Origin of the sequence: Xenorhabdus sp. Sc-CR9, from assembly GCF_963897815.1 — a bacterium.
Classification (GTDB): domain Bacteria; phylum Pseudomonadota; class Gammaproteobacteria; order Enterobacterales; family Enterobacteriaceae; genus Xenorhabdus.
The window spans coordinates 97,229-122,203 of sequence record NZ_CAWQTY010000189.1; the positions used below are offsets into that span (position 1 = coordinate 97,229).

Genomic DNA, 24,975 nt, shown 5'->3' on the forward strand with positions numbered 1-24,975 from the left:
AAAGGCCACGAAAGTGGCCTTTTCAAATTACTATTTTACAAAAATAGTTGCGGGTAACGTCGCAATTTTACTCGGTTTGGCCGAACTTAATATCAGCTTCATCACGTAAATTAATCATCAATGATTCCAGCATAATATTACCAATCTGATACTGATATCCTTCCTGGTATTCTTTAATCTGCTCTTCGTTGATAGAGCCAGGAGCAACTTTATCCAACTGGATAAATACCGAGTTCCCAAGCTCATCTTGAGCTAAACCATATTCAACTTTACCTTCTTTAGGACGAGGCAGAGTAAATGCAACATCAGTCACCTGATTAGTTTGTGAGAAGCGTTTTATTACTGTAGGTTGACCAAATTGGATATTAGCGGTTTTCAGCGCCTGCTCACCTTTATCTTCTTTTAGAGCCGCCAGCAGCTTTTCGCTTTCAATCTGAAGCTGTTTTTCCGCTTTCTGACGTTTCAACAATTCAGTCACTTCAGATTTAGCTTGTTCGAACGGTTGAACAGTTTCAGGTTTGACAGCATCAACACGAACAATAAAGGCTCTGTCACCTTCAACAGAAATGACATCAGAGTTAGTTCCTGTTGCTCCTTTATCATCAATCAAATTACCGGAAAAAATAGCCTGAACAACTTGAGTGAAATTAATGTCAGCGGGAATTTGATCGCGGTCAAACCAGTCAGTGGTCACAGCTGCATGACCAGCTGCTTTTTCTGCTGCTGCCAAGGATTCGTTATCATCAGCTGCTGCGTCGCTCACTTTGCGTTGCAATGCATAGAATGCATCAACAGCTTTTTCCTGCTTAACGATTTTCTCTATTTCCGAATGCACATCAGCTAATGATTTGATTACCTGAGGCTTGATATCATCTAAACGGAAGATGGCGTACCCATTGGATAATTTGACAATATCAGAAAGTTGCCCTTTTTTTGTTAAATTAGCTGATTTAAGCTCATTAGGCAGAGAACTCTCTTCCATCCAACCGAGATCTCCTCCCTTTTGGGCAGAAAACTTATCAGTCGATTTTTCGGTTGCCAATTGACTGAAATCAGCCCCTTTATTTAACTCATCCAAAACAGATTTGGCGACTAAATCTGAAGACAGTTGAATAAAGCTATACTTCTTCTGTTCAGATGTCGTATATTTTGACAAATTATCTTTATAATATTTTTCGATATCGGCTTCAGATACAGTGATATTTTTGAGTTCATCTGTAGCATCCATCTTGATATAGCTGATTTTAACTTTTTCTGGTACGGTGAAATGCTTGCTATTCTCACCATAGTAGTTTTTCAACTCGTCTTCGGTAACTTTTTGCTGTGCTTCAATTGATTTCAATTCAAGAGTCGCAAGACGCACCGTTCTTTCTTGAAGAGCAAGCATGACTTCTTGTTTGATTTCTGTCGGTAAGGCAATTTCCGACCCCATCAATATTTGCATCAATTGACGATTGATAATCTCGTTACGAACCTGCTCCGCAAAGTTATCAGGGCTTATGTTTGAACGGGCAAGTAAGTTCAAATAATCCTGATATTTATTGCTATCAAATTTACTGTCGGTCTGGAGAAAAGGTAAGTTACGTATCTCCTGTGCAACCTGATCATCGCTTGCAGACAAGCCTAATTTGTAGGCATACTGCTCAATCAGTGCAGAATTGATAAGACGATCCAATGACTGACGACGAATCTGACGTACTTGTTGTTCATTGCTTAACAGCGTTGAGAATTGATCTCCCAGCTTCTCCTGCAACATACTTTTTTCTTGCAGAAATACCTGCTCCAGTTGAGCACGACTAATGGTTTGACCATTCACTTTGGCAGCATAACTACCACTTTCGCTTGACAGGTAGCCCGTTACACCAGTCAACACAAAAGTCAGGATAATTAGAGCCAACACAATTTTAAGCACAGGACCGTTTGCCGCCGTGCGTAGGTTGTCCATCATAAAGACGTAAAACTCCGCTTTAGTGAAAAAGAAACTGTCATATTACGCTAATTCAAACGCTAAGAGAAAAAAAGCGCACCAATCAATTGATGCGCTTATATTCTAACCCATCAACCCTGCCTAGTCAGTTGAAGTTTACTGCGATGGCAAAAATGAGAGGCCTGTTTTTTTATTCTTAGGCATTAACAGCGTCTTTAAGGCCCTTTCCTGCACGGAAAGCAGGTACCTTTGCTGCCGCAATTTTAATTTCTTTGCCTGTCTGGGGGTTGCGTCCTGTACGTGCAGCACGCTCACGCACAATAAATGAACCAAACCCTACCAAAGCGACATCATCACCGTCTTTTAATGCATCAGATACTGAAGAAATGAATGCATCTACTACACGTCCAGCTGCTGCCTTGGAAATGTTCACATCAGCAGCAATTTTGTCGATCAGTTGTGACTTATTCACTCTTATCATCCCCATTTAGTTTTACTATTGTAACAAAATCCGATTCATAACAGATAACACAACAGTCACGCTGTCATATCAATCCTTTCCAGTATTAGCAAGAAATCATGGAACAGCAAAATATTTAATCGGATAATTAGACTAAACTAACTTAATGATACAAAAAAAGCTGGCAAGTCTGAATTTACTCGCCAACTTAAATTTTATACACATTTCTTGAATTAGCTCACTATTTTTGTACTATTTTAGTGATACTACTTCTGTTCCAAATGCCGGTTCCTGCAAAGCAATAGACAAAACATCCTCTATGCGCTTAACAGGATGGATCTCTAAATCTTTGATCACATTCTGAGGGATCTCTTCCAGATCCCGTTTATTCTCATATGGAATCACAACTGTTTTAATTCCCCCACGATGCGCTGCCAGTAGTTTCTCTTTCAAGCCACCAATTGGCAACACTAAACCACGCAAGGTAATTTCCCCCGTCATAGCGACATCAGCGTTAACTGGATTACCAGTCAGGCAAGAAACCAGTGCTGTGCACATTGCAATACCTGCACTCGGCCCATCTTTTGGGGTAGCTCCTTCTGGTACGTGAACGTGAATATCACGTTTTTCATGGAAATCAGAACTGATACCCAATTTATTTGCACGAGCCCGAACGACTGTCAATGCGGCCTGGATGGATTCCTGCATCACTTCACCCAATGAACCGGTATAAGTCAATTTACCTTTACCCGGCACACTGGCTGTTTCAATCGTCAGCAGATCACCGCCCACCTCTGTCCACGCAAGGCCCGTTACCTGACCAACAAGGTTTTCTGTATCGGCGCGACCATAATCCACACGCTGTACACCCAGATAGTCTTTCAAATTATCCGCATTGATTTCAATGTGCTTAATCTTTTTATCCATCAGTAGTGCTTTAACAGCTTTACGACACAATTTAGAGATTTCACGCTCCAGACTGCGAACGCCAGCCTCACGAGTGTAATAACGAATTATGCCAATAATCGCACCATCATCAATGGACAGTTCACCTTTCTTCAACGCATTGCGTTCGATCTGTTTTGGCACTAAGTGGCGTTTGGCAATATTCAGTTTTTCATCTTCGGTATAACCTGACAAACGAATAACTTCCATACGATCCAGCAACGGTGCTGGAATATTCATGGAGTTGGATGTTGCCACAAACATCACATCAGACAGATCGTAATCTACTTCAAGGTAGTGATCGTTAAATGCCACATTCTGTTCAGGATCAAGCACTTCCAATAAAGCTGAGGCTGGATCACCCCGCATATCGGATGACATTTTATCAATCTCATCCAACAGAAACAGTGGGTTTTTAACCCCAATCTTGGACATCTTCTGAATCAATTTACCTGGCATAGAGCCGATATAGGTACGGCGATGCCCACGGATTTCAGCTTCATCATGTACGCCTCCCAATGCCATACGCACATATTTCCGTCCTGTCGCACATGCAATGGAACGACCCAATGAGGTTTTACCTACACCCGGAGGTCCTACCAGACAGAGTATTGGCCCTTTGAGCTTGCTAACACGGCTTTGTACTGCGAGATATTCAAGAATACGCTCTTTAACACGCTCCAGACCATAATGATCTATATCCAGCACTTCCTGAGCTTTAACTAAATCTTTCTTAACCTTGCTACGCGTAACCCAAGGAACTTGTACCATCCAGTCAATATAACTACGAACGACCGTCGCTTCTGCTGACATCGGAGACATCATTTTTAATTTCTGCAACTCAGCTTCTGCTTTTTCGCGAGCCTCTTTCGGCATTTTCGCATCTTCGATCTTGCGTTTAAGCGTTTCATACTCATCAGGCGCATCATCCATCTCGCCCAACTCTTTCTGAATCGCTTTCATTTGTTCATTCAGGTAGTACTCGCGCTGGCTTTTTTCCATCTGTTTTTTAACGCGATTACGGATACGTTTTTCTACCTGTAACAGATCGATTTCTGATTCCATCATGGCTATCAGGTATTCAATGCGTTCAACAACATCAGACATTTCTAAAACTGCCTGCTTATCATTGATTTTCAAAGGCATATGAGCGGCAATGGTATCTGCCAATTTTGCCAAATCATCAATACTATGCAACGATGTCAATACTTCCGGCGGGATCTTTTTATTCAGTTTGACGTAACCTTCAAACTGATTAATAGCAGTTCTTACCAGAACTTCTTGTTCACGTTCATCTACTTCAGGAGATTCAAGGCATTCAACCTGTGCATAAAAATACTCACCATTATCCGTTAATGTGGTAATGCGAGCACGCTGCAAACCCTCAACCAGAACTTTTACTGTACCATCTGGCAATTTTAACATCTGTAAAACAGAAGCCACTGTACCTACGGAGAAAAGATCATTGACTCCTGGTTCATCAGTGGATGCCTCTTTTTGCGCGACCAACATGACCTGTTTGTCATGATCCATTGCTGCTTCTAGGCAATGAATTGACTTCTCACGCCCAACAAACAGAGGGATCACCATATGTGGGTAAACCACTACATCGCGCAAAGGCAATACAGGGATTTCTATGCGTTCGGAACGCTCAGGATTCATAGAGCTCTCTCTTCGTTTATACCCTTCATCTTTCAAGTTGTCTCTCTGTTGGCTGCGCTCACTCACTCCAGTCACATAGTCGCTATATAGTAGCTATGCTCCTGTGAATCGATTAACTTGCCGTCGCGATGTAACTCGAAATTTATCGGGTACAGCTTTCGCCAGTTTTTAGGAATCTCGTGAAACACGGTTTTCACGAGTTTCACTTCAAAGAATATAAAATATATGGGGACAAGAATCTGACATTCAATAGCCTATAACGGCAAAAAACAAAATGAGGGAGAATCCCTCATTTATTTTTTCAATGGATATTGATAATCGGTATTTCCTACCCTATTTTCTTCACTCACCAGAAACTTGGGCATCCGGCTTGCTATATATTAATAATGGTGCGGATTTCTCTTCAACAACCGTTTCATCAACGACAACTTTTTCTATGTGTTCCATTGATGGCAGGTCATACATTGTATCTAGCAAAACACCTTCAACAATTGAACGAAGACCACGGGCACCTGTTTTACGTGCCATTGCTTTTTTCGCAATAGCAGTAAGTGCTTCTTTTCTGAACTCCAGTTCAACGCCCTCAAGATTAAATAGGGCCTGATACTGTTTGGTCAGTGCATTCTTCGGTTCCTGAAGGATCTGAATCAATGCTTCTTCATTAAGCTCAGTCAGCGTTGCCACAACAGGTAGACGGCCAATGAATTCAGGAATTAACCCAAATTTGATCAAGTCTTCTGGTTCAACCTGAGCCAGTAATTCACCCTCTGTTGCTTTCTCCGATTCGCCTTTAACTGTAGCACTAAAACCAATGCCTGAACTGACATTCAAGCGCTGGCTGACAACTTTGTCCAAACCGGCAAACGCACCACCACAGATAAATAAGATTTTGGATGTATCAACCTGCAAGAATTCCTGCTGTGGATGCTTACGACCACCTTGAGGTGGAACCGCTGCCACAGTACCTTCAATCAGTTTCAACAGTGCCTGCTGAACCCCTTCACCCGATACGTCACGGGTAATTGAAGGGTTATCAGACTTACGAGAAATCTTATCTATTTCATCAATATACACGATACCACGTTGTGCTTTCTGTACATCGTAGTCACATTTTTGCAGAAGTTTCTGGATAATATTCTCGACATCTTCCCCAACATAACCCGCTTCAGTCAATGTTGTGGCATCAGCCATAGTAAACGGAACATCTAAATAGCGGGCAAGTGTCTCAGCCAACAAAGTCTTACCGCTACCCGTCGGGCCAATCAGCAAAATATTACTCTTGCCTAATTCCACACCATTACTGGTGTCACCATTACGCAATCTCTTGTAATGGTTATAGACGGCCACTGCCAATACCTTTTTCGCCGGTTCCTGACCAATGACATAATCATCCAGATGTTGACGAATTTCATGAGGGGTAGGCAATGTACTACGCTCACGATGTGGTACTAACTCTTTAATTTCTTCGCGAATGATATCATTACATAAATCGACACATTCATCGCAGATATACACTGACGGGCCAGCTATTAATTTCCGCACTTCATGTTGGCTTTTCCCGCAGAAAGAGCAATACAGCAGCTTTCCTGAACCGTCTTTGCGCTTATCTGTCATCAGTCAACCTCACTTTATGAGCTGTTATCCCAGTTTATCTGGCATAACAGAAAAAACGCTGTTTTATTACTCCGCTTAGTCTGACACTAAGACAAAAAGCGTTCAGAAAAAACCAGCATCGGAGTAATAAAATAATTGTCAATAAATTAGTTTCGCTGGGTGAATATACTATCAACCAACCCGTATTCTACGGCCTCCGACGCTGATAAGAAACGATCACGTTCAGTATCCTCTGCAATCTTATCAAGCGGTTGCCCAGTATGTTTTGCCATCAACTCATTCATACGAGCTCTAACCTTGAGTATTTCCTGCGCATGGATTTCAATGTCTGTCGCCTGCCCTTGGAAACCACCTAATGGCTGATGAATCATAACTCTGGAATTTGGTAGACAGAAACGCTTACCTTTTGCTCCAGCTGTCAGCAGGAACGCCCCCATTGAACAGGCCTGCCCCATACAAATAGTACTCACATCTGGTTTGATAAACTGCATCGTGTCATAAATAGACATACCAGCCGTAATAACACCACCCGGCGAGTTGATATATAGATGAATATCTTTTTCTGGGTTTTCTGCTTCCAAGAATAACATTTGGGCGGAAATCAAATTCGCCATATGATCTTCAACTTGGCCTGTCAGAAAAATAATACGATCTTTTAATAAACGGGAGTAAATATCAAATGCACGCTCCCCACGTGCTGTTTGTTCAACCACCATCGGCACCAAAGACATGTTAGGTGCATATTGATCTTGCTTGCCACTGTATGACATTTCCGTCTCCTAATAGAACTCACGCTGGTGCCATTCATAACTGATTCTACTTGAGATAAGCGATGATGACCATGATCCAAAGTTAACTCATAAGGGGTTTTCTTCCCTCTAAAAAGTAGTAAGCCCTTACATAATAGTAAGAAAGGATATGAGGTTAAATCTGTTTTTTTCAAGAAAAATAAAAAAAACCCGTAGGCATTGCCTACGGGTTTCCTTCATTGAGAGTGAGATTTCATCATCCCAGGCAATCAATAAATGAAACTTATGCCAGTTGATTTTGGTTCATAAGATCATTGAAGCCAGTTTCTTTTTCAGAAACTTTAGCTTTACTCAGAACAAGTTCAACAGCCTGTTCTTCCAGGGCGATGTTACGAACATTGTTCATCATTTCTTTGTTTTTGCTGTAGTATTCAACAACTTCTTTCGGATCTTCGTAAGCTGCAGCCATCTCTTCGATCAGTGCATTAACGCGATCTTCGTCTACTTTCAGCTCATTGCTGCTGATAACTTCACCTAACAGCAAACCAACAACAACGCGACGTTTCGCCTGCTCTTCGAACAGTTCACGTGGCAGTTCCAGAGCTTGTTTCTCATTGCCACCAAAACGCTGAGCCGCCTGACGACGCAGTACATCGATTTCACCATCAATAACTGCAGCAGGAACTTCAATTTCGTTAGCCTCAACCAGACCATCAAGAACCTGAGTTTTGATACGATTACGAACAGCATTTTTCAGTTCACGTTCCATGTTCTTACGAACTTCAGCACGCAGACCTTCAACAGTACCATCAGCAATACCAAAACGCTGGATGAATTCTTCAGTCAGTTCTGGCAGTTCACGCTGTTCAACTTTCTTCAGGTTGATCACAAAATTAGCTTCTTTACCTTTCAGATTTTCTGCATGGTAATCTTCTGGGAAAGTTACATCAATAGTAAACTCTTCACCTGCTTTGTGACCAACGATACCGTCTTCAAAGCCAGGGATCATACGGCCCTGACCCATTGCCAGAACGAAGTCAGTTGATTTACCGCCTTCGAACTCTTCACCATCGATAGAACCAGTAAAGTCAACAGTTACACGATCTTCTGCAACGACTGCTTCATCTGTTTCTTTCCAATTTGCCTGCTGTTTACGCAGCGTGTCCAGCATAGTGTCAACGTCTGCATCTTTCACTTCAACAACAGGTTTTTCAACTTCAATTTCTTCCAGGCCTTTCAGTTCAATTTCTGGATAAACTTCAAACTCAACTGAGTAAATAAAGTCTTCACCTTCTTTGAACTGCTCTGGTTTGTAGCTTGGTGCGCCCGCTGGATTGATTTTCTGCTCAATAATCGCATTGACAAAATTGCGTTGCATCAAATCACCCAGAACATCCTGAAGAACAGAAGCGCCGTAACGTTGCTGGACGATCTTCATTGGCACTTTGCCTTTACGAAAACCGTCAATACGGACTTTTTTTGCTACATTAACCAATTCACTGCTAATTGCTTTTTCGATATCGGCAGCAGGAACGGTGATTGACACACGACGCCCAAGGCCTTGAGTGGTTTCAACAGAAACTTGCATCTTGTTACCTCAAAAAAATCATAGTGCTCGGTCAACTTCAGAATGACTGCAATACTTAAAATAAGTAGATCACAGCACTCTTTAAGAACCGGGGCGGTCGTATTTAAAACCGCGAATCCCTGTGATCAGAAGCGTCCCGAAACCATTCTAAAAATTTAGACGCAACATTATAGCGATGCAGACAGTATGAGTCGAGAATTGCAGATAAAAGCATGCATGATTCGTTGACTTATGTGATAAATGTTACTCACTAGCCACATCACTATATTGTTTATCCCCCTTGTCTTTCAAATTGCAGCTTTGTTGGCTGTGTTCACTCATCCCAGTCACATAACTATCTATGCTTCCAGAGATTTGTACTTTTGCCGTCACTCCACCTCTTGAAATCCATTGGGTATATGTCCTATGTATATAAATAAAAATACAGCCCGAAAGCTGCTATCTAAAATTAAGACCTAAATAGGCTATTCATAATAGTGATACACACAAATTATGAAGTTTCCTCACTCCTCGCGTTGCGAGAAGTAAGGGAGTGATCTACAATTTTTAGTTGCTATTTAGATTAATAAAATAAAGCGGAATAGGCTATTGAATTAGGCTAAAAAATCACAAAGTTGATGTTTTTGTGCTTCCACCACGGCATGCAGGAGAAGCCAAAACACTATCGCCTAATTCTGCCCACTCTTTCTCTGTATAAGTATGGAGCGCCAAAGCATGCACCCCTTCTTCCAACTCTTTAGCCAAGACACTGTATACTAAGCGATGTCGGCTGATCATTCGTTGTTCAATAAAGTCATTACTTATTACAATGACTTTAAAATGGCTTTCGGAACCAGCAGGCACATTATGACGATAACTTTCATCGACAACTTCCAGATGAGAAGGCTTAAATGCCGCCTGTAACTTTGTTTCTATTTCCTGACGCACCATCTCATTCTCCTTAATCACCTAAGGTTATTTATTAATCACATAATTAATTTTAGTTTATTTCCCGTGATTTATAACATCAGGGCAACCAAACCTCTTTAACAACATTTGCTTAAGTACTTCTCCCTATATATCAATCATAAGGGATATGCCGTTATCAATGGCAATGCTATGATTACGACAGTTTATACTACCTACGATTTATACTACCTGTTTTAATATATCGGGTATTCAAATCTTGAATTGAGAAAACTCAAATGCTAAAGAAAATATTTATTTCAGTGATCACACTTTTCTTTTTAATTGGCTTATCCGGCTGCGCAGACTCAGGCAATACATTGATTATTCAACCTAAAATCACTCTGCCACAGGCAGACCCAACAATGAAGACGATCACAATCAGTATTAGTGGGGTCGATCATCGTCAATCTCAAGCTCTTGCTCAAATTAATCGTAATGCTCGCTTAGTCACTCTCCTCCCTTCCCGTGATTTACGTTTTTTACTGCAAGAAGTACTGGAAAAACAAATGGTGGCTCGCGGCTATATGATTGGTTCTCCTGCTAATGCAAATTTGCAAGTCACTGTAAATCAGCTCTATGCCAATGTGAAAGAAGGGAGTCTGCGCCATGATATCTCGGCCAAGGCAGAGATATCTATCATTGTTTATGCTCAAAATGGCAATAAGCAAACTAAAAACTATCGTACCAGTTACAATGCCCAAGCACCATTAAGTGCAACAAATGCCAAAATTGCTGATGCTGTAAATACGGTTTTATCTGACGTGATCGCGGACATGGCTCAAGATACATCAATCAGTACCTTCATCAAACAAAACGTGCAATAACAGGATAATGAATAAACTTTTTGCCTGGCTTTGACTGAACTAGGCAACAGGCAGAAAGTTTTTAGGAGACTCATGACTAGCCATCGTTATTTAAACCTATCTGCATTACGCAATTATCGTACTCTTCTATTATTAGGCTTTGCTTCTGGCCTACCTCTTGCGCTCACTGCTGGAACGTTACAAGCATGGATGACTGTTGAAAACGTTGATATCCGGACTATCGGGTTTTTCACATTAGTTGGTCAAGCCTATGTTTTTAAATTCCTCTGGGCACCCGCAATGGATCGATATTCACCCTCATTATTAGGGCGAAGACGAGGATGGATGCTTGTTACTCAGCTTTTATTGATCGTCAGTATCGCAGCAATGGGTTTTCTCCAACCTTCCCAACATTTATGGTGGCTCGCTGCATTAGCCGTTTCAGTAGCGTTCTTCTCCGCCTCTCAGGATATTATTTTCGATGCCTATAAAACCGACTTGCTGCCACAAGAAGAAAGGGGAACAGGTGCCGCTATTTCTGTTCTGGGATATCGGCTGGCTATGCTGGTTTCCGGTGGATTAGCGTTATTGATAGCTACCTATATCGGCTGGCAAAGCATGTACTGGGTTATGGCAGGCATGATGCTGATTGGTGTTTATGCTACTCTGACAGCCAAAGAACCAGAAATAAATACAGCACCCCCAAAAACGTTGCATCAAGCGGTATTAGAGCCTTTGTATGATTTTTTCAGTCGAAACAATGCCTGGCTTATCCTTCTATTAATCATACTGTATAAACTGGCAGATGCCTTTGCTATTTCACTCAGTACACCATTCCTTATTCGTGGTGTCGGCTTCACTCCTGCTGAAGTAGGCATGGTCAATAAAACCCTCGGACTCGGGGCAACCATTATTGGTGCATTGTACGGTGGTTACTTGATGCAGAAGCTGAGCCTATTCCGTGCTCTGATGATATTCGGTATCCTTCAAACCGTTTCAAATTTCGGTTACTGGATACTTGCGGTTACTCCTAAAGATATTTATGTCATGGGGGCCGCTATTTTTCTGGAAAACATCTGTGGTGGTATGGGTACCGCAGCTTTTGTTGCCTTACTGATGACCCTGTGCAATAAATCATTCTCAGCAACTCAGTTCGCGTTACTTTCTGCACTGTCAGCCGTTGGCCGGGTTTATGTTGGCCCGGCGGCAGGTTGGTTTGCAGAAGCATATAGCTGGCCTATGTTTTATTTGTTTTCTGTTATTGTCGGATTACCGGGGCTTATGCTGTTATTTATCTGCCGTAAGACACTGACATATACCCAAGAAACTGACTCATTTATTCCTCGTACTCTGTTCAAAAAATATTATAAGTCCACTTTTATTATCATGGTACTGGCTGCCTTGATGTTTGTAATCTGGTTAATTATTAGCAGCATACTGTTCATCATAATTTATTTTGTGCCCCTGATATATGATATGTCTCCAGAATACATTCTATATCTTAACAACATAGGTGACTATATATCCCCGCTATTAACCTGCGGTGTACTTATTGGAGCCGTAAGCCTTTTCTTGGGTGGGATTCTGGACTATTTAGCTTTAAAGAAAAGCAAATTAGCCTAGTCTATCTTGCTGATTCAAAACATCTTTGATATTCATCTCCAACATAAGACTGATAAAGTTCAGTCTTATGTTGATTTTTTTAGTGACAAACTTCACAGGAAAAATAAAAAAATACAACTATATGAAATTAACTTGAAGATGCAGGTTTTAAATACACAAATATAGAAATATAAAACTGACTACATAATTAAAAATCGATATATTTTTTAGTTTTTGAATATTGAATTGGTTGCTTAAAACCTGGAATCGTAATGCCGTTCATATCGATCCTGACTTCATTCTCATTCACTTCATGCTGTCCATAAATTACGTTTAATTTGCCGCGCGATGCTGCCATATCGTAAGTATTTACCCGCTGCTGCACTTGGCGATTACGCTGCTGGTAATCGGTAAAAGCTTGCTTACCATGCCTTCTACGCAACCATTGCATTGTCAATTGTGGCGAATAGACCACGCCGGTAGCATTGTTGCCGCCAAACCCTTTCGAGTTGATAAAAGCAACCTGCGCCTGTTCATCCGATAATGTCTGATCCTGCGTCGCAATCATCAGACGCGCATCATTCACCTGCGGCGAAATATGCGACACGCTTTTGATCCCTGGCAAAATTCCATACCGGAATGTTCCTAGGCAGCTGATTAACTGGTCTCCGCTGGCGGATCCCAACGAGTGGCCTAGATAGGATTTTACGGCAGTTATCGGCCAGTCGCGGATGGAGAATGCCTCAGCGATTCGGTCAAAAATTTTCGCTTCAGAGATACAATTTTTCGGAGTACTGGAACCATGCGCCTGAATAAAAGAACCCGTCTGCACAGTTTCCAGCCCGGCCATTGTGACAGCAGAGGCCACCGCTTTCGCCATGGTGATGTAATTACCCGATCCTGGTGAGGCAATAGAACGCTTATAACCGTCAGCATTGATGAAAACATCACTCACCGAACCATGAATTTCCGCTCCCAGCTGCAAAGCCAGTTCATCATCCATCAACACGATATACTGGCTGGATTCGGCCACCACAAAACCACAGCTGTTGCCAAACGGTCGGCTGCTATTACGCCAGTTTGTCATATCTGTTTCATCGACACGGCAAAGCTTGCTTTCCGTCGCCAGTGCGCTCATAGCTTCAAAACCTTCGATCACTTCCGAGGTAATTGGTGCTTCCGCGCTCCCGACAATCGCAACACGGACTCTGCCAGCCTGAATGTCTTCAACCGCCACATTCAGGTTATACAGAAATGTAGCGCAGGCTCCCAGAGTAGCACTGGTATGACCAACATTCCCCAAGACATAGGCATTTAAAAAGTCAGCACACATGCTGTTTAGACCCAATGGACATTGCTTGCTACTGACGCGATGTCCTTTCAGACGCGATTGCAACATGCCACCAAAACCATAATCGTCAAGCTGCCCCATGACGTTGCTTGAGTAAACACCTAACTGATCCGGCGCTATCGACGCACGTATTTCATTCCACGGGATCCCAAGAGAATTAATGGCGTCGGAAGCCCCCACAATGGCCATCTGCAATGCGCGTGGATGAAACTGAGAACTGTAGTGTTCGCCAGGCCGAAAGCCCCGTGGCAGCTGACCGGCTGCCCGAACTTCTGTACGTAATATCGCATCTATTTTACACTCCATTTCACCCTGCACGGTAACGCGCAGCCGATCGGCGGTTAACGGCTCGACAAACCACCCCTTCGGCAGGGGATCAGGTAACTGACCGGTAGATAACTCAAAACTGAGAGGACTGATACCCGAGGCCATATTCAATCGGGTATAGCTAGTTATGGCATCAATATCGAAATGTTCTTTACCAATCTGTCTAATCAATGTGCCTGCTAGCACTACATCTTTTATTTGTGCCGTGGCTTGTATGGGTGATAGTTTTATTCCGTGATTATCATAATAATTATCTTCGTCGTACTTAAGCAGCCCCATCAACACAGCGAGTGATAATAACGTTTCTTGTTGCTGTTTTTCAGACAAAGATTCAATAACCATGCGGCGAAACGAATGATGTGAAGAGCTTCGCCCAGCGGGTCCGTAGCCACCAAATGCAGTTATGACAGGTAATCTAACCATAATATATCCTGATCTTGCAGTGACGTAGACGATCATCACTACTTTAAAAAATATACTGGTATCAGTTTACAAATTAATAACAAAAGCTAATATGATAATTCAGCCAAAATGCTGGCTTTTTTGGCCAGGAAAATTTTCGATATATCTAATATATTCAGGTATGTTTATGTTTTGTATTCATAAATCAAATCAATCAACATGGGTAGCCAGACAGAGAAAATTTGAAGATCCCGGAATTACTGGTATCTTCAAATTAAGAAAATGACGGTTGCCATTTTCATCTCTCTTAATGTTGAATGTTGACATGCTGAAAGTACAATTCCTGCGTCTTGACAGGAATAAGGCTGTGGGTATCGATTGTTCCATTCATGCTGAAAATGTGTGAGGTCACGGATCTGGCGGATGCGGGAGTTCCGTACGCCCGGTTCGGAGAAAGGGTCAGCCCAAGTGACTGGGCAGGTCTACTACTCAACATACCAAATCATCATGCTGTTCAAACATTCTTCACGAAACGTCAACACGCCCTAAATAATAAATCAGGTATTGATTGAAAAATGACAAATACAAAAATCGGATATGTATTGTATGAACGCATGTTAAGTTCTGCTCTCAGCTTACCGATCGAAATGTGGAAAGCAGCAGCCAGCTGTTATTTAGCTGAACAAACAATAAGTTCAGAAAAACAAGGAAAATATACCTTTAAACGTTACAAGCCTGAAAATATACTTACTATTAGAACTGTTAGTACTAATAAAAACCCAATTCTGACTCACAGTAATTTTAGCATTATCGCCGACACCACGTTTAAGGAAGAGAGCGATTATGATGTCATTTACCTACCCGCTCTATGGCGTAATCCGCGATTGATAATTAGGAAGTATCCTGAAATGTTGCAATGGCTGGCGGATCAGGCCTCCAAAGGCACACGCATCGCCGCTGTCGGGACTGGGTGCTGTTTTCTTGCTGAAGCCGGATTGCTCGACGGAAAACCAGCCACCACCCATTGGCATTACTTCAAACAGTTCACCCACGACTACCCCAGAGTGAATTTACAAACCAGATACTTTCTTACCCAATCAGACAATTTATTCTGTGCTGCCAGCGTCAAAGCGCTCTCCGATCTTACCATTCATTTTATTGAAACAATTTATGGTAAACATGTTGCCACCTACACGCAGCGCACTTTCTTCCATGAAATTCGCAGTCATTTCGAACGTCAGTGCTACCAGGTGGAAAACAAACCTCATCCGGATGAAGATATCATGCAGGTTCAAACATGGATAAAAGAGAATTGTACTACGGATATATCAATGCAAGTGCTTGCAGATATGACAGGAATGAGCTTACGAAACTTTAACCGACGTTTTAAAAACGCCACAGATATATCTCCGTTACAATATTTACTCACTGTCAGGATTGAATCAGCGATTAATATGCTGCAATCAACCAATCTGACTATACAAGAAATTGCTTCTCTAGTTGGTTATCAGGATATTGCACATTTCAACCGCCAATTTAAACAAAAAACCACAATTTCACCTGGAGAATATCGCAAAACTGTCCGAGCTAAAATGTTCTGCCTGAATAACTGATATGGTTCAATAAATTTGGTCAACTTCTGAGAGGTGATTTTCTTGCATCACCACATTAGATTGATAGTCGACATGCGAAATTCGCTGCTGATTCCAGTAAATTGAAATATCATTTATCTCTTTTCCGGATCGCTCCAAACGACCTACCACGCGAGAGAATGTAATAAAGCCAGTGATGCTGCATTCATTGATAATGCTTTCGAGTGAGTTGAGCAGGAAGATCTTTTCTCGATCACCACATTAATTCCACTTTTCTTTAGCCTGCACGCCAGTAGCAATCCGACAGGGCCAGCACCCACAATTAATACCTGATAATGGCTTTTCATTGCAGCTCCTTACGGGATATTAATTTGGACTGCAATTACATTGAGCTACGTGTGGAAGGCAGTAAAAACCACAGTGAGTGGCGGGTGCCGATGATCCCGCAGCTGAAACCCCGGCTGGCGCAGTTGGTTGAACAGGCAAAAGCCTGTGGCGCGAAAGAGGATGATCCGCTGTTTGATTTAACCCGCCTGCGTTTTTGTCATCACGGACGCCATGTCAGTCACCAGTATCATCATGACAGGGAAAAGCAGCATCTCCGTTCTTTTTTTAACCGCCTGTCGAAAGAGTGTGGTTTTACCGTCTCGCCTCATCGCTTCCGTCATACGCTGGCGACCGAGCTAATGAAAGCCCCCGACCAAAATTTGCAGCTGGTCAGGTGAACCCATGCACGACTAAACTGAGAGTTAAACCATTTGGTTGGTCAAGGCGCAGTGCATCCTGTCCTCAGTGATTGCACAAACTCAGGGGAAGAATACGGACGGCTAAATCAATCTTTGTTGTTTATTTTCGTTCGTGATCGCTTCGCTATCCGTATTTCCCCTCTGTTTTTCAGACTTATTTTACTCATTTCGAAACATTCCCTGCGTGTCGGTTAGGTTCACCGTTCCGTGGTGCGTCAGATAATGTGTAGCAGGGCGAGGTGGTGTTGAGTTTTTGCAGGAGTTCGCTACGTGCTCAGCACGGCGATGAAATACTCCCCGTTCAGGGCCTGATCAGCTCAGGATGAACGCCTCATTAATCGTGACATAGTGTGATTTCTCCTTTTTTTACTGCATCAGCCTGTTGTAAGGCAGTGGGTTGAAAACCAGACCGGACAATTGTTCATCAATCAAACAAAATGCCAGTCTGTACGGGTCAATGGCTTATTTCGAGTGGTTTCATTGAGTAATTCGGGGTTCAAATGGGTTGTAAAGGCAGGCCGAACGTGCTCTGGACGTTGGCCGCTTAGCGGCGTCACTTGGTAATCGCTACGCTTAAACGCAAGTGACGCCGTGCAGTGTTCGGAACGTTTGTCGTGCGTTAATCAAAATGTGGATTAAGATCGGGCAGGGGTAAATTGTAATGGTAAATGTGGCAGGTGTTCTGCGTTATATAAATGATAAGCCGATGAATAAAGAAACCGGGTAACTTTCATCGCCGGACGGTGGGTTATATGTCCGGCAATATCCGCTTCCAAAAGTGCGCAGATGTACCACAATATTTGCTCTCCCTTGCAGGCTACGGGAGTTTGATTTCGCCACCTGAAGGCGATCCTGACAGGCGATGGATCATTGTTGTAGAAAAAGATATTAACGGTCAGGCCGGATAGAGTCAAACTGTGGCTATCCTGTCATCCTTATTTTTGCCTGAATTCCCGTGCAAATTCCGCCGACAGGCCGATATTCCACCAAAACCAGACAAAAATTGGATTTAATTGGTTGATTAATTTTACTGATGAATGTGTACAATTATAGACCTAACATCTTTTATTCATTCAGCACTATTCCGATCTCTGACGGGTAAAAACGTAAGTGAAATTCAATGAAGAACAACAAGGAATCGCTGTACCTGCAAGAACGCGCCTACCTGCGGGAGCTGGCTCAGCGCGTGGCAAAAGAATCCCCCCATTTAACTGATTTTCTGGCCACGGCCCATGATCCCGATATTCAACGTCTCTTTGAAGCGTTTTCTCTGCTGATTGCCCGCTTACGGGATAAGCTGGAGGATGATTTCCCCGAAATTACCCTCGGTATTTTATCCCCTATCTGGCCGTTAGTGCTGTGCCCTGTTCCGCCGGCCACAGTCATGCAATTTTTTCCCACTGATGGCGAACATCAGGGCGCGGCGGATATTCCCAGAAACACGGCTGTTTCTGCGCAGGCGGAGGAGCAATTACTCACCTTCAAAACCTGCCGGCCGCTGCATATTGAGCCTTTAGTGGTGCGGGATCGCAGGGTGAAAAAAACCGGCACCCACAGCGAAATTATCTTGACGCTTTGCCAGACGGGAAGCACTTCTTCAGTCTGGAAATGCGGAGCGCTCTCTTTTTTCCTGGGCACGGATACTGAGCAGGCAGCACAACTCAGCCTGTGGCTTGACCAGCATCTCTGTGAGATGAGTGTCAGCGCACAGGGCGAGCAACGTAAACTGAACTGTTTTCCTTATGGCTGGCATGATCTGCTGGATAAGCCCATCCTGCCGATGAAAAAAAGCCCCTATACCGGTCTGCAAACGCTGGTTGAATATTATGCACTACCGCACCTGTATAATTTTGTCACGCTGGATATCAGCCGTGATCGCGCGGAAGTCCCGCTCAATGCGGACGGCACGTTTGAACTGGTTTTTCGTTTTGAAGGCGAACTGCCGCTGGATGATGTCGGAGATGCTTTTATGCTAGGCTGGGTACCGGCCATTCATCTGGAAAAACGGCTCAGCCCGCCTATTCTGCTGAGTGCTGAAAATCACTGTTATCCCTTGCCACTGGGGGATTCCGTAAAATTATTCCGGCTGCATGACGTTCAGGTGGTTCAACAACCCGATGATGACGCCCAACGGGGCACGCCTTACCGTTATCTGCCGATAGCGCAGTTTACGCCCGCAGCGGAACTGCTGGCCGGGGAAGAGCCGGATTATTTCTACTACCAGCTTCGCACCGAGCGTGACTTGCTGGATCGCATTCAACATCGGTTGCATTTTTTTGACCTGACAGGCAAACCGGCTCGCAACCTGCCTGAACTCGCGGTCGCCTGCGATTTCACCGGCTATCATGAACCTGCCATGGCACTGGCGCAAAGCACCATCAGTGTGATGCAGGAAGGTTCGCCTTCGCATCTCAGCGTGCACAATATTACGCCAGTGACCCCCGATTTCCCGCCGATGTTACAGGATAATTCCGGCTGGCCGCTGCTTTCCTGCCTCGCCAGCCCACCCATTTTGTTGTTTACCACAGAAGGGATGCAACATTTTCTTCGTCTGTTTAACCATTATGCCGAATTTAACCGTCCCCTGAGCCGCCATATCCAGCGGCATATCGACGGCATTATGCAGGTGGAAGAGATCCTGATTGACCGGATGAAACTGGGCTGCCCTGTCCGTGGGCGTCTGCTGTCACTGACCCTGAACCCCGATTGTTACGCTAATCAAGGAGAGATGTACCGCTTCTGTCGGTTAATCCATGAGACGATGGCCTGCTTTGTCAGCCAGTCCACCTTCGTCAAACTGGATGTATCTATTCCGAACCAAAAAAATCTGTGGAAATTCAAAGAAGTCTACGGGGCACGCATGGAGATGTAATTGTTCAACCATCATGACAAGGAGCAAAATAGGATGAATATAATGAACGGGCTGACGGCGGCCAAAAGCGGACTGCGCTTTACATTTCAGATAGCGGGCCTGCCTGAATCCACCTTTGCCGTGGGGGAATTTTCCCTTCAGGAAGGGTTATCTGAACTGTTTACCCTCAACCTGACACTGGTTCAGTCCCTGCCTGATAATCCATTTCGGCCAAAGCCGGAAATCGATTTAACCGCGTTGTTGATGCAGGAAGCGGTGTTGCAGGTGTTTAACGGCGCAACACTGCAACGCAAAATCACCGGCATCGTTTCCCATGCTGACTGGGCAGGCACCGATGGCAATAAAACCCTGTATACCGTAACGGTGCGGCCTGCTCTCTGGCGTCTGACGCTTAATCAGGACAGCCGGATCTTCCATCAGCAAAATGTCCCTGCCATCCTGAATGGTCTGTTGAAAAAACATAAAGTCCGCGCTGATTCGAAGCTCTACGATCCGCATCAGGACAGGGAATATGTCACTCAGAAACGGGAATCTGACTATGGCTTTTTCAGCCGTCTGGCGGCGGAAGAGGGAGTCAGTTTCTGGTTTGAGGATGAAACCCTGTTTTTCAGTGACAGCCATCTGGGGATGACGGCAGGACTGCCGCTACTTTACCAGCCCCAGCCGGAAACCGCGCACGGGACAGAGACGATTTATCAGGTGCGACTGGGCGTTGGCATGAGTCCGCAACGCAGTTTCCATAAAGATTTCAACCCGGAAAACCCGCGTTATCACCTTTCCCATATGCAGAGCAGCGAAGGTTTCCGCGACTTCGGCAGCAAAACCCCCTACACCGTGTTTGAAAGTTACGGGCGTTTTCAAAAAGATGCCGCCGCTAAACCGTTTCTCAAATACCGCCATGAAGCGCTGGATAACCAGAAAAAAACCGGCAGCGGCAACAGTAACTGTATCAAACTGATGCCGGGTAAAATTTTCGAGATAAAAAGTCACCCGCACGCCCCGCTGAATGCCCGCTGGCAGGTAGTCGGTATCAGTCACCACGGACGCTGCCCGCAGGCACTGGGCGATAGCAGCGGAGAAGGCACCACACTCAGCAATCACTTCAGCTTTATCGACGGCCTTGCTGACTGGCGTCCGCCTTTCCATTACAAACCGCTGGCCGATGGCGATGAAACCGCGATAGTGGTCGGCCCGGAAGGGGAAGAGATTTTCGTTAATAAAGAGGGCGCGATTAAAGTCCATTTTCACTGGAATCGCTATGACCAACCGGATGATGGTGCGTCCTGCTGGGTTCGCGTCGCACAGGGCTGGAACGGCAACGGCTTTGGTTTTATGGCGATCCCGCGTATCGGTCAGGAAGTGATTATCTCTTACCTCAATGGGGATATTGATCGGCCCATCGTCACTGGCTGTGTTTACAATGGCCTGAACCGCCCGCCGCTGGATTTACCGGCCCAGAAAACCCGCACTACCTTCAAGACCAAAACCCATAAAGGCAAAGGCTTTAACGAACTGCGCTTTGAGGATGCGAAAGGCAGTGAAGAAATCTATTTCCACGGCCAGAAAGATTTTACGGCTCATATCGAAAACGATGCCCTCTGGCATATCAAACACGACCAGAAACAACGTATCGATAACAACCGTTACCACGATATCCGCGCCGATGACCACCATCAGGTCGCCGGTTCGCGCAAAATCACCACCGAAGGCGATGTTTCCCACCGGATTGCGGGCAGCCAGCATATTCAGACCGGTGATGCCACCGTGATTGACAGCGGGCAGGAAATTCACCTGAAAAGTGGCGGCAAAGTGGTGTTGGAAGCCGCATCAGAAATCACCCTGAAAGTCGGTGGCAGTTTTCTGAAAGTCACCCCGGCGGGCATTTTATCTTCCATGATTAATGTCGGGCAGGGTTCGGCCGGCAGCGGACGCGGTGTTTCACTACAACTCCCGGAGGGGGTAGAGCCGCTCGAAAAAGTAGGGCCACTCCCGATGGCGGAAGCGCTGCCGGCAACTGAATTCCCAGCTAAACCACCCTGTGCCATTCTTGCGCAGCAAGAAGAAAACTGGATTATCACCGGAGCAGAAGAAGCATGATGGAATCAACCAATTGGAAAAGCTGGCTGTCACATCAGGACAGAGGGGAGTGTTATTTTCTGGTCAACAGTCTGGCGGAACCGAACCCCGTCCAGCTCTTTTACCTCAATGGCTGGACAGAGCAGGCTTTTCCGCTCTACAGCGGCACGCCAATGAATGCCATGCTGGAACAAAGCCCGTGGCTGATTCAACTCAAAACAAAATGCCTGCCGGAACTGGCTCTACTGCTGGATAAACACGAATTCAGCGATGCCAGTTGGGGCTGGGGTTATCGCAGTACCTTACCCTGGTCATTTCAGTTAGAACACTGGCGTTTACATCAGCAGGTTTTACTGCGCGGGCAAGTGGTGGTTTTGCGTCTGATGGATAACCGTATTTTCACGCCCTTGCTGCCCGCCCTGCAACCGGGTGACTGGCGTGAACTGTTAACGCCAGTTAATGAATTGATGATCGATACGCCTGAGCCAGTTTGCTATTACCGACCCGAAAATTGCGCTCAGGAATTAAACACGAATTTATTTGTGCTGGGCGATCACCTGATTGAAGCCCGTTACTCAACCGATACCGCCCTCAAGAATCTGGCCTACTCCTTAAGTTGCCAGCTTTGGGAGGAAAATTCCGAATTGGCACTGAAACTGGATGAACCGGAAGGACAATTGCAGCATAGCCTTGTGGTATGGCTTAAGCAGGCGAGAGATGAAAAACAGAACCTGAATAAGCTCAGTGTTGAACGTTTTATTACTGAAATCAATTAAGGAAGAAAAATGAGTCAGTTAGAACCGACGGATTGTATTGATTGTCAAAAGATACTGAAACACTGGATTGAATTTCAGCTTGTAGATGAACAAGGTAAACCATTAACAGGTATATCTTATAAGCTGAAAAGCCGGGGGAACAAAAGCATTGTGCGAACAGGTACCACGGATGGGAATGGTTTATTACGTGAAGCAGATCTTCCACCTATGCCAGTGACGCTATCTGTTACAGCACAACCTCTTGCCGATGAAATAGTTAAACGAGCACCACGTCAGCAAACTGGAGAAGCCAATTCCCCTGTAAAGCCAACAGCTATATTGGACGGGCATGAATACCAATATATTACATTGGGTATGCTCAGTGATGCATACCCGAAGATTAAAGGCTGGCAAGAAGATGAATTGAAATCATCTGAACACTTTAAAAATTCGACATTAAAAGGTTTCAGCACATCTCAACTTAAACGAAGGCATGTGTTGGAAATTCAGGTGATTGAAAGTGGTATTAATTTGACTATTGGCGTCTTTTTTGATGGGACGGGGAATAATACTGACAATATTGATGAACGCCTTGCATGTTCTCCCGAACAGATTGGCTTAACACAAAAACAGGTTAACGATTTTACTTGTTCATTTGACCAATTTGGTAAACGCGGTGATACTTCGCGGATCAGTTATGATGGTTACTACACCAATGTGCATTTTTTACATCAAATATACAAGGAAGAGCAATTTAGTGAAAACAACCATCAACTCAAGGTCTATATCGAGGGTATCGGCACTCAGGCAGGCACATCGGACAATATCATCGGTTATGGGCTGGGGGTCGGTGAAACCGGCGTGGCAGCAAAGACCGATATGGCTATCCAGGAAATAAAAGCCGAAATTTCGAACTTTTTGAAAGGGACAAAGCACTGTGTTAAATCCCTGCAATTCGATATCATCGGTTTTAGCCGGGGTGCGGCGGCGGCACGTCATTTTGCTAACCGTATCTATCACAAAGACCCTGCCTTATCGCAGGCGCTGTCAGCATGTTTTACTGAACAGCAACGCTATCTGGATAACACCCGTTACCCGACGGGAACAACCCGTTTTTTGGGCATCTTTGATACTGTAGCTGCCATTGGGACACTTGGTAACGGACTCAATCCCCACAATGCCGATACGGGTGATATTGATATCCGCTTACCCGCGGGCATTGCAGAGCATATTTTCCACATTACGGCCATGAATGAGTGCCGTTATAACTTTTCTTTAAATAGCGTTAAACCGGATTATCCGGAACTCATATTCCCGGGTGCGCATTCTGATATTGGTGGCGGGTATAACCCAGAAGCAACGGAGGATCTGTTTATCACCCGACCGCGGATCGCCACGGTGGATGAAAGTATTCCCGATAACGCCACCTCAGTTTATAAAAAAGTACAGGAAGAGCTTGGGCAACTCAAAATGTACCCGACCATTGCGCCCTTGCTGATTGGCAATCATGTCAGGGTTGAAGTCTGGCAAAATCCCCATTTTCATCCCCGCAATGAGAAAGAGATGTTTAAAAAGCAGGTTTCAGCGGCAGCGGTACTTTCCCGTAAGATAACCAATGACTGGTCAAAAGTCGTGATGCAGGTAATGCAGGATGCCGCTCAAGAGGCGGGTATGATCTTTGATAAACCAAAAGAAAGTGTTAAGTACTACCAGCTTACGCCGAAACTCCAGCCATTGGCAGACAAAGCCATTGCGCAGGGTCGTGCCATTCGGCAAGGTCAACAACCAGTCCCTTTTACGGAAGAAGAACTTGCCTTTATTCAGGCCAAATACGTTCACCGCTCCTCTCACTGGAATACCGTTAAACTCAAAAAGGAGAAAATTCAGGGCGGTGTTTACGCTGTCGAATTATTCAGTTTTGTCAATCGTCCTTGTGAAAAATGGCACCGGGCTGTTTTTGATATCACCCGTAAGGAAATCTCATAATGAAAAGAAAAATTTTAATATCACTGCTGGGTTTTGGATTGGTATGGAGCTTAGCGGCCTGTCAGTCTTATCCGCCCGGGAAACGGGTGGTGACCTACAAACCCATTGTGCGTAAAAGTGAGCCGCTGCCTTATGATAAATGGTGGTTTAAATTTTATACACCAGAATATTTTCCCATCAGTATCAGCTTTGTCCAGTTTCAGGATGAGGATAATTATATTGTTCAAAAATTTATGCCAGATGATGCCAATTCAAGTTATCGTAGCGTAACGACATGGAGTAAAAAATTGGGGGTGAGTGGGAAGGGCATCAGAAACCATGGTGAAGCACTTCCCAAACGGCTGATGGTTTGTTGGGATTCTGTGATTGATAAAAAATCCTTTCAGACCCTGTTTAACTTCACACCTGAGGTTCGGCAACTGATGCGTGAGCCTGCTTTCTATCCGGGTTATGAAAAACAGCCACCTGATTACCGAAATACGATATTCATTGGTTTGGCACCGGGGGGGGCTGCCCGTGTTTGGTTACGCGGCATCGATAAAAACAACGGCGATAATATCCTGATCTCTA

General features: G+C 44.4%; 18 protein-coding genes and 1 pseudogene. 9 read left to right on the top strand and 10 right to left on the bottom strand.

Annotated elements, in window-relative coordinates:
• Nucleotides 1-67: 67 nt before the first annotated feature.
• From ppiD to bolA, 7 genes are all read right to left on the bottom strand, one after another.
• The gene (gene ppiD, locus AACQ81_RS13520; RefSeq protein WP_237385533.1) at nt 68-1,948 is read right to left on the bottom strand and encodes a peptidylprolyl isomerase; all 1,881 of its coding nucleotides are present in this window, start codon (nt 1,946-1,948) and stop codon (nt 68-70) included.
• Between the two features lie 175 nt (nt 1,949-2,123).
• Complete coding sequence (hupB, locus tag AACQ81_RS13525; protein ID WP_237385534.1) at nt 2,124-2,399, bottom strand: nucleoid-associated protein HU-beta; 276 nt, start codon at nt 2,397-2,399, stop codon at nt 2,124-2,126.
• A 240-nt stretch (nt 2,400-2,639) separates the two neighbouring features.
• Nucleotides 2,640-4,994, bottom strand: a complete 2,355-nt coding sequence (gene lon, locus AACQ81_RS13530) for an endopeptidase La (protein ID WP_237385535.1) — start codon at nt 4,992-4,994, stop codon at nt 2,640-2,642.
• A gap of 342 nt (nt 4,995-5,336) precedes the next feature.
• Complete coding sequence (clpX, locus tag AACQ81_RS13535; RefSeq protein ID WP_237385536.1) at nt 5,337-6,608, bottom strand: ATP-dependent protease ATP-binding subunit ClpX; 1,272 nt, start codon at nt 6,606-6,608, stop codon at nt 5,337-5,339.
• A gap of 146 nt (nt 6,609-6,754) precedes the next feature.
• Entirely contained in the window at nt 6,755-7,378 is a 624-nt protein-coding gene (gene clpP / locus AACQ81_RS13540) for an ATP-dependent Clp endopeptidase proteolytic subunit ClpP (protein WP_237385537.1), read from the bottom strand.
• A gap of 262 nt (nt 7,379-7,640) precedes the next feature.
• Entirely contained in the window at nt 7,641-8,945 is a 1,305-nt protein-coding gene (gene tig / locus AACQ81_RS13545; protein WP_237385538.1) for a trigger factor, read from the bottom strand.
• A 606-nt stretch (nt 8,946-9,551) separates the two neighbouring features.
• Entirely contained in the window at nt 9,552-9,875 is a 324-nt protein-coding gene (gene bolA / locus AACQ81_RS13550; RefSeq protein ID WP_237385539.1) for a transcriptional regulator BolA, read from the bottom strand.
• Nucleotides 9,876-10,129: 254 nt separating this feature from the next.
• On the opposite strand from bolA, the gene AACQ81_RS13555 reads away from it, so the two are divergent.
• Nucleotides 10,130-10,717, top strand: coding sequence for a lipoprotein (locus AACQ81_RS13555; protein WP_237385540.1), 588 nt, complete (start codon nt 10,130-10,132; stop codon nt 10,715-10,717).
• A 72-nt stretch (nt 10,718-10,789) separates the two neighbouring features.
• A complete protein-coding gene (gene ampG, locus AACQ81_RS13560; RefSeq protein ID WP_237385541.1) occupies nt 10,790-12,319 on the top strand; it encodes a muropeptide MFS transporter AmpG in 1,530 nt (509 codons plus the stop codon).
• Nucleotides 12,320-12,506: 187 nt separating this feature from the next.
• Here the strand turns inward: ampG and AACQ81_RS13565 are convergent, their stop codons facing one another.
• Nucleotides 12,507-14,399, bottom strand: coding sequence for a beta-ketoacyl synthase (locus tag AACQ81_RS13565; RefSeq protein WP_237385542.1), 1,893 nt, complete (start codon nt 14,397-14,399; stop codon nt 12,507-12,509).
• Nucleotides 14,400-14,953: 554 nt separating this feature from the next.
• Here AACQ81_RS13565 and AACQ81_RS13570 point away from each other — a divergent pair.
• Nucleotides 14,954-15,991, top strand: coding sequence for a GlxA family transcriptional regulator (locus AACQ81_RS13570; RefSeq protein ID WP_237385543.1), 1,038 nt, complete (start codon nt 14,954-14,956; stop codon nt 15,989-15,991).
• A gap of 143 nt (nt 15,992-16,134) precedes the next feature.
• On the opposite strand, the gene AACQ81_RS13575 is transcribed toward AACQ81_RS13570, so the two are convergent.
• On the bottom strand, nt 16,135-16,317 hold the full coding sequence (locus AACQ81_RS13575) for an FAD-dependent oxidoreductase (RefSeq protein WP_237385544.1): 183 nt from the start codon (nt 16,315-16,317) through the stop codon (nt 16,135-16,137).
• Between the two features lie 9 nt (nt 16,318-16,326).
• Here AACQ81_RS13575 and AACQ81_RS13580 point away from each other — a divergent pair.
• Nucleotides 16,327-16,692 (top strand): annotated as a pseudogene (locus tag AACQ81_RS13580) (site-specific integrase); the annotation flags it as partial.
• A gap of 659 nt (nt 16,693-17,351) precedes the next feature.
• Here AACQ81_RS13580 and AACQ81_RS13585 read toward each other — a convergent pair.
• Nucleotides 17,352-17,630 (bottom strand): hypothetical protein, encoded by a 279-nt coding sequence (locus AACQ81_RS13585; RefSeq protein WP_237385545.1) that lies wholly within the window; start codon nt 17,628-17,630, stop codon nt 17,352-17,354.
• A gap of 206 nt (nt 17,631-17,836) precedes the next feature.
• Between AACQ81_RS13585 and AACQ81_RS13590 the strand changes: the two genes are divergently transcribed.
• The 5 genes from AACQ81_RS13590 to AACQ81_RS13610 all read left to right on the top strand — a co-directional run.
• Entirely contained in the window at nt 17,837-19,588 is a 1,752-nt protein-coding gene (locus AACQ81_RS13590) for a type VI secretion system baseplate subunit TssF (RefSeq protein ID WP_237385546.1), read from the top strand.
• Nucleotides 19,589-19,621: 33 nt separating this feature from the next.
• The gene (tssI, locus tag AACQ81_RS13595; RefSeq protein WP_237385547.1) at nt 19,622-21,685 is read left to right on the top strand and encodes a type VI secretion system tip protein TssI/VgrG; all 2,064 of its coding nucleotides are present in this window, start codon (nt 19,622-19,624) and stop codon (nt 21,683-21,685) included.
• Entirely contained in the window at nt 21,682-22,440 is a 759-nt protein-coding gene (locus AACQ81_RS13600; protein ID WP_237385548.1) for a DUF4123 domain-containing protein, read from the top strand. Before tssI ends, AACQ81_RS13600 begins: the two co-directional genes overlap by 4 nt.
• 9 nt (nt 22,441-22,449) lie before the next feature.
• On the top strand, nt 22,450-24,405 hold the full coding sequence (locus tag AACQ81_RS13605) for a T6SS phospholipase effector Tle1-like catalytic domain-containing protein (RefSeq protein WP_237385549.1): 1,956 nt from the start codon (nt 22,450-22,452) through the stop codon (nt 24,403-24,405).
• The coding region (locus AACQ81_RS13610) for a DUF2931 family protein (RefSeq protein WP_237385550.1) at nt 24,405-24,975 on the top strand (571 nt) is incomplete at its 3' end. The genes AACQ81_RS13605 and AACQ81_RS13610, both read left to right, overlap by 1 nt.

Bases quoted from the DNA above. Each gene is read 5' to 3' on its own strand.
- tssI (WP_237385547.1), top strand. From the start codon at position 19,622: ATGAATATAATGAACGGGCTGACGGCGGCCAAAAGCGGACTGCGCTTT.
- AACQ81_RS13605 (WP_237385549.1), top strand. From the start codon at position 22,450: ATGAGTCAGTTAGAACCGACGGATTGTATTGATTGTCAAAAGATACTG.
- clpP (WP_237385537.1), bottom strand. From the start codon at position 7,378: ATGTCATACAGTGGCAAGCAAGATCAATATGCACCTAACATGTCTTTG.
- AACQ81_RS13565 (WP_237385542.1), bottom strand. From the start codon at position 14,399: ATGGTTAGATTACCTGTCATAACTGCATTTGGTGGCTACGGACCCGCT.
- lon (WP_237385535.1), bottom strand. From the start codon at position 4,994: ATGAATCCTGAGCGTTCCGAACGCATAGAAATCCCTGTATTGCCTTTG.
- bolA (WP_237385539.1), bottom strand. From the start codon at position 9,875: ATGGTGCGTCAGGAAATAGAAACAAAGTTACAGGCGGCATTTAAGCCT.
- AACQ81_RS13575 (WP_237385544.1), bottom strand. From the start codon at position 16,317: ATGAAAAGCCATTATCAGGTATTAATTGTGGGTGCTGGCCCTGTCGGA.
- AACQ81_RS13600 (WP_237385548.1), top strand. From the start codon at position 21,682: ATGATGGAATCAACCAATTGGAAAAGCTGGCTGTCACATCAGGACAGA.
- ppiD (WP_237385533.1), bottom strand. From the start codon at position 1,948: ATGATGGACAACCTACGCACGGCGGCAAACGGTCCTGTGCTTAAAATT.
- AACQ81_RS13590 (WP_237385546.1), top strand. From the start codon at position 17,837: ATGAAGAACAACAAGGAATCGCTGTACCTGCAAGAACGCGCCTACCTG.
- AACQ81_RS13570 (WP_237385543.1), top strand. From the start codon at position 14,954: ATGACAAATACAAAAATCGGATATGTATTGTATGAACGCATGTTAAGT.
- clpX (WP_237385536.1), bottom strand. From the start codon at position 6,608: ATGACAGATAAGCGCAAAGACGGTTCAGGAAAGCTGCTGTATTGCTCT.
- ampG (WP_237385541.1), top strand. From the start codon at position 10,790: ATGACTAGCCATCGTTATTTAAACCTATCTGCATTACGCAATTATCGT.
- AACQ81_RS13555 (WP_237385540.1), top strand. From the start codon at position 10,130: ATGCTAAAGAAAATATTTATTTCAGTGATCACACTTTTCTTTTTAATT.
- tig (WP_237385538.1), bottom strand. From the start codon at position 8,945: ATGCAAGTTTCTGTTGAAACCACTCAAGGCCTTGGGCGTCGTGTGTCA.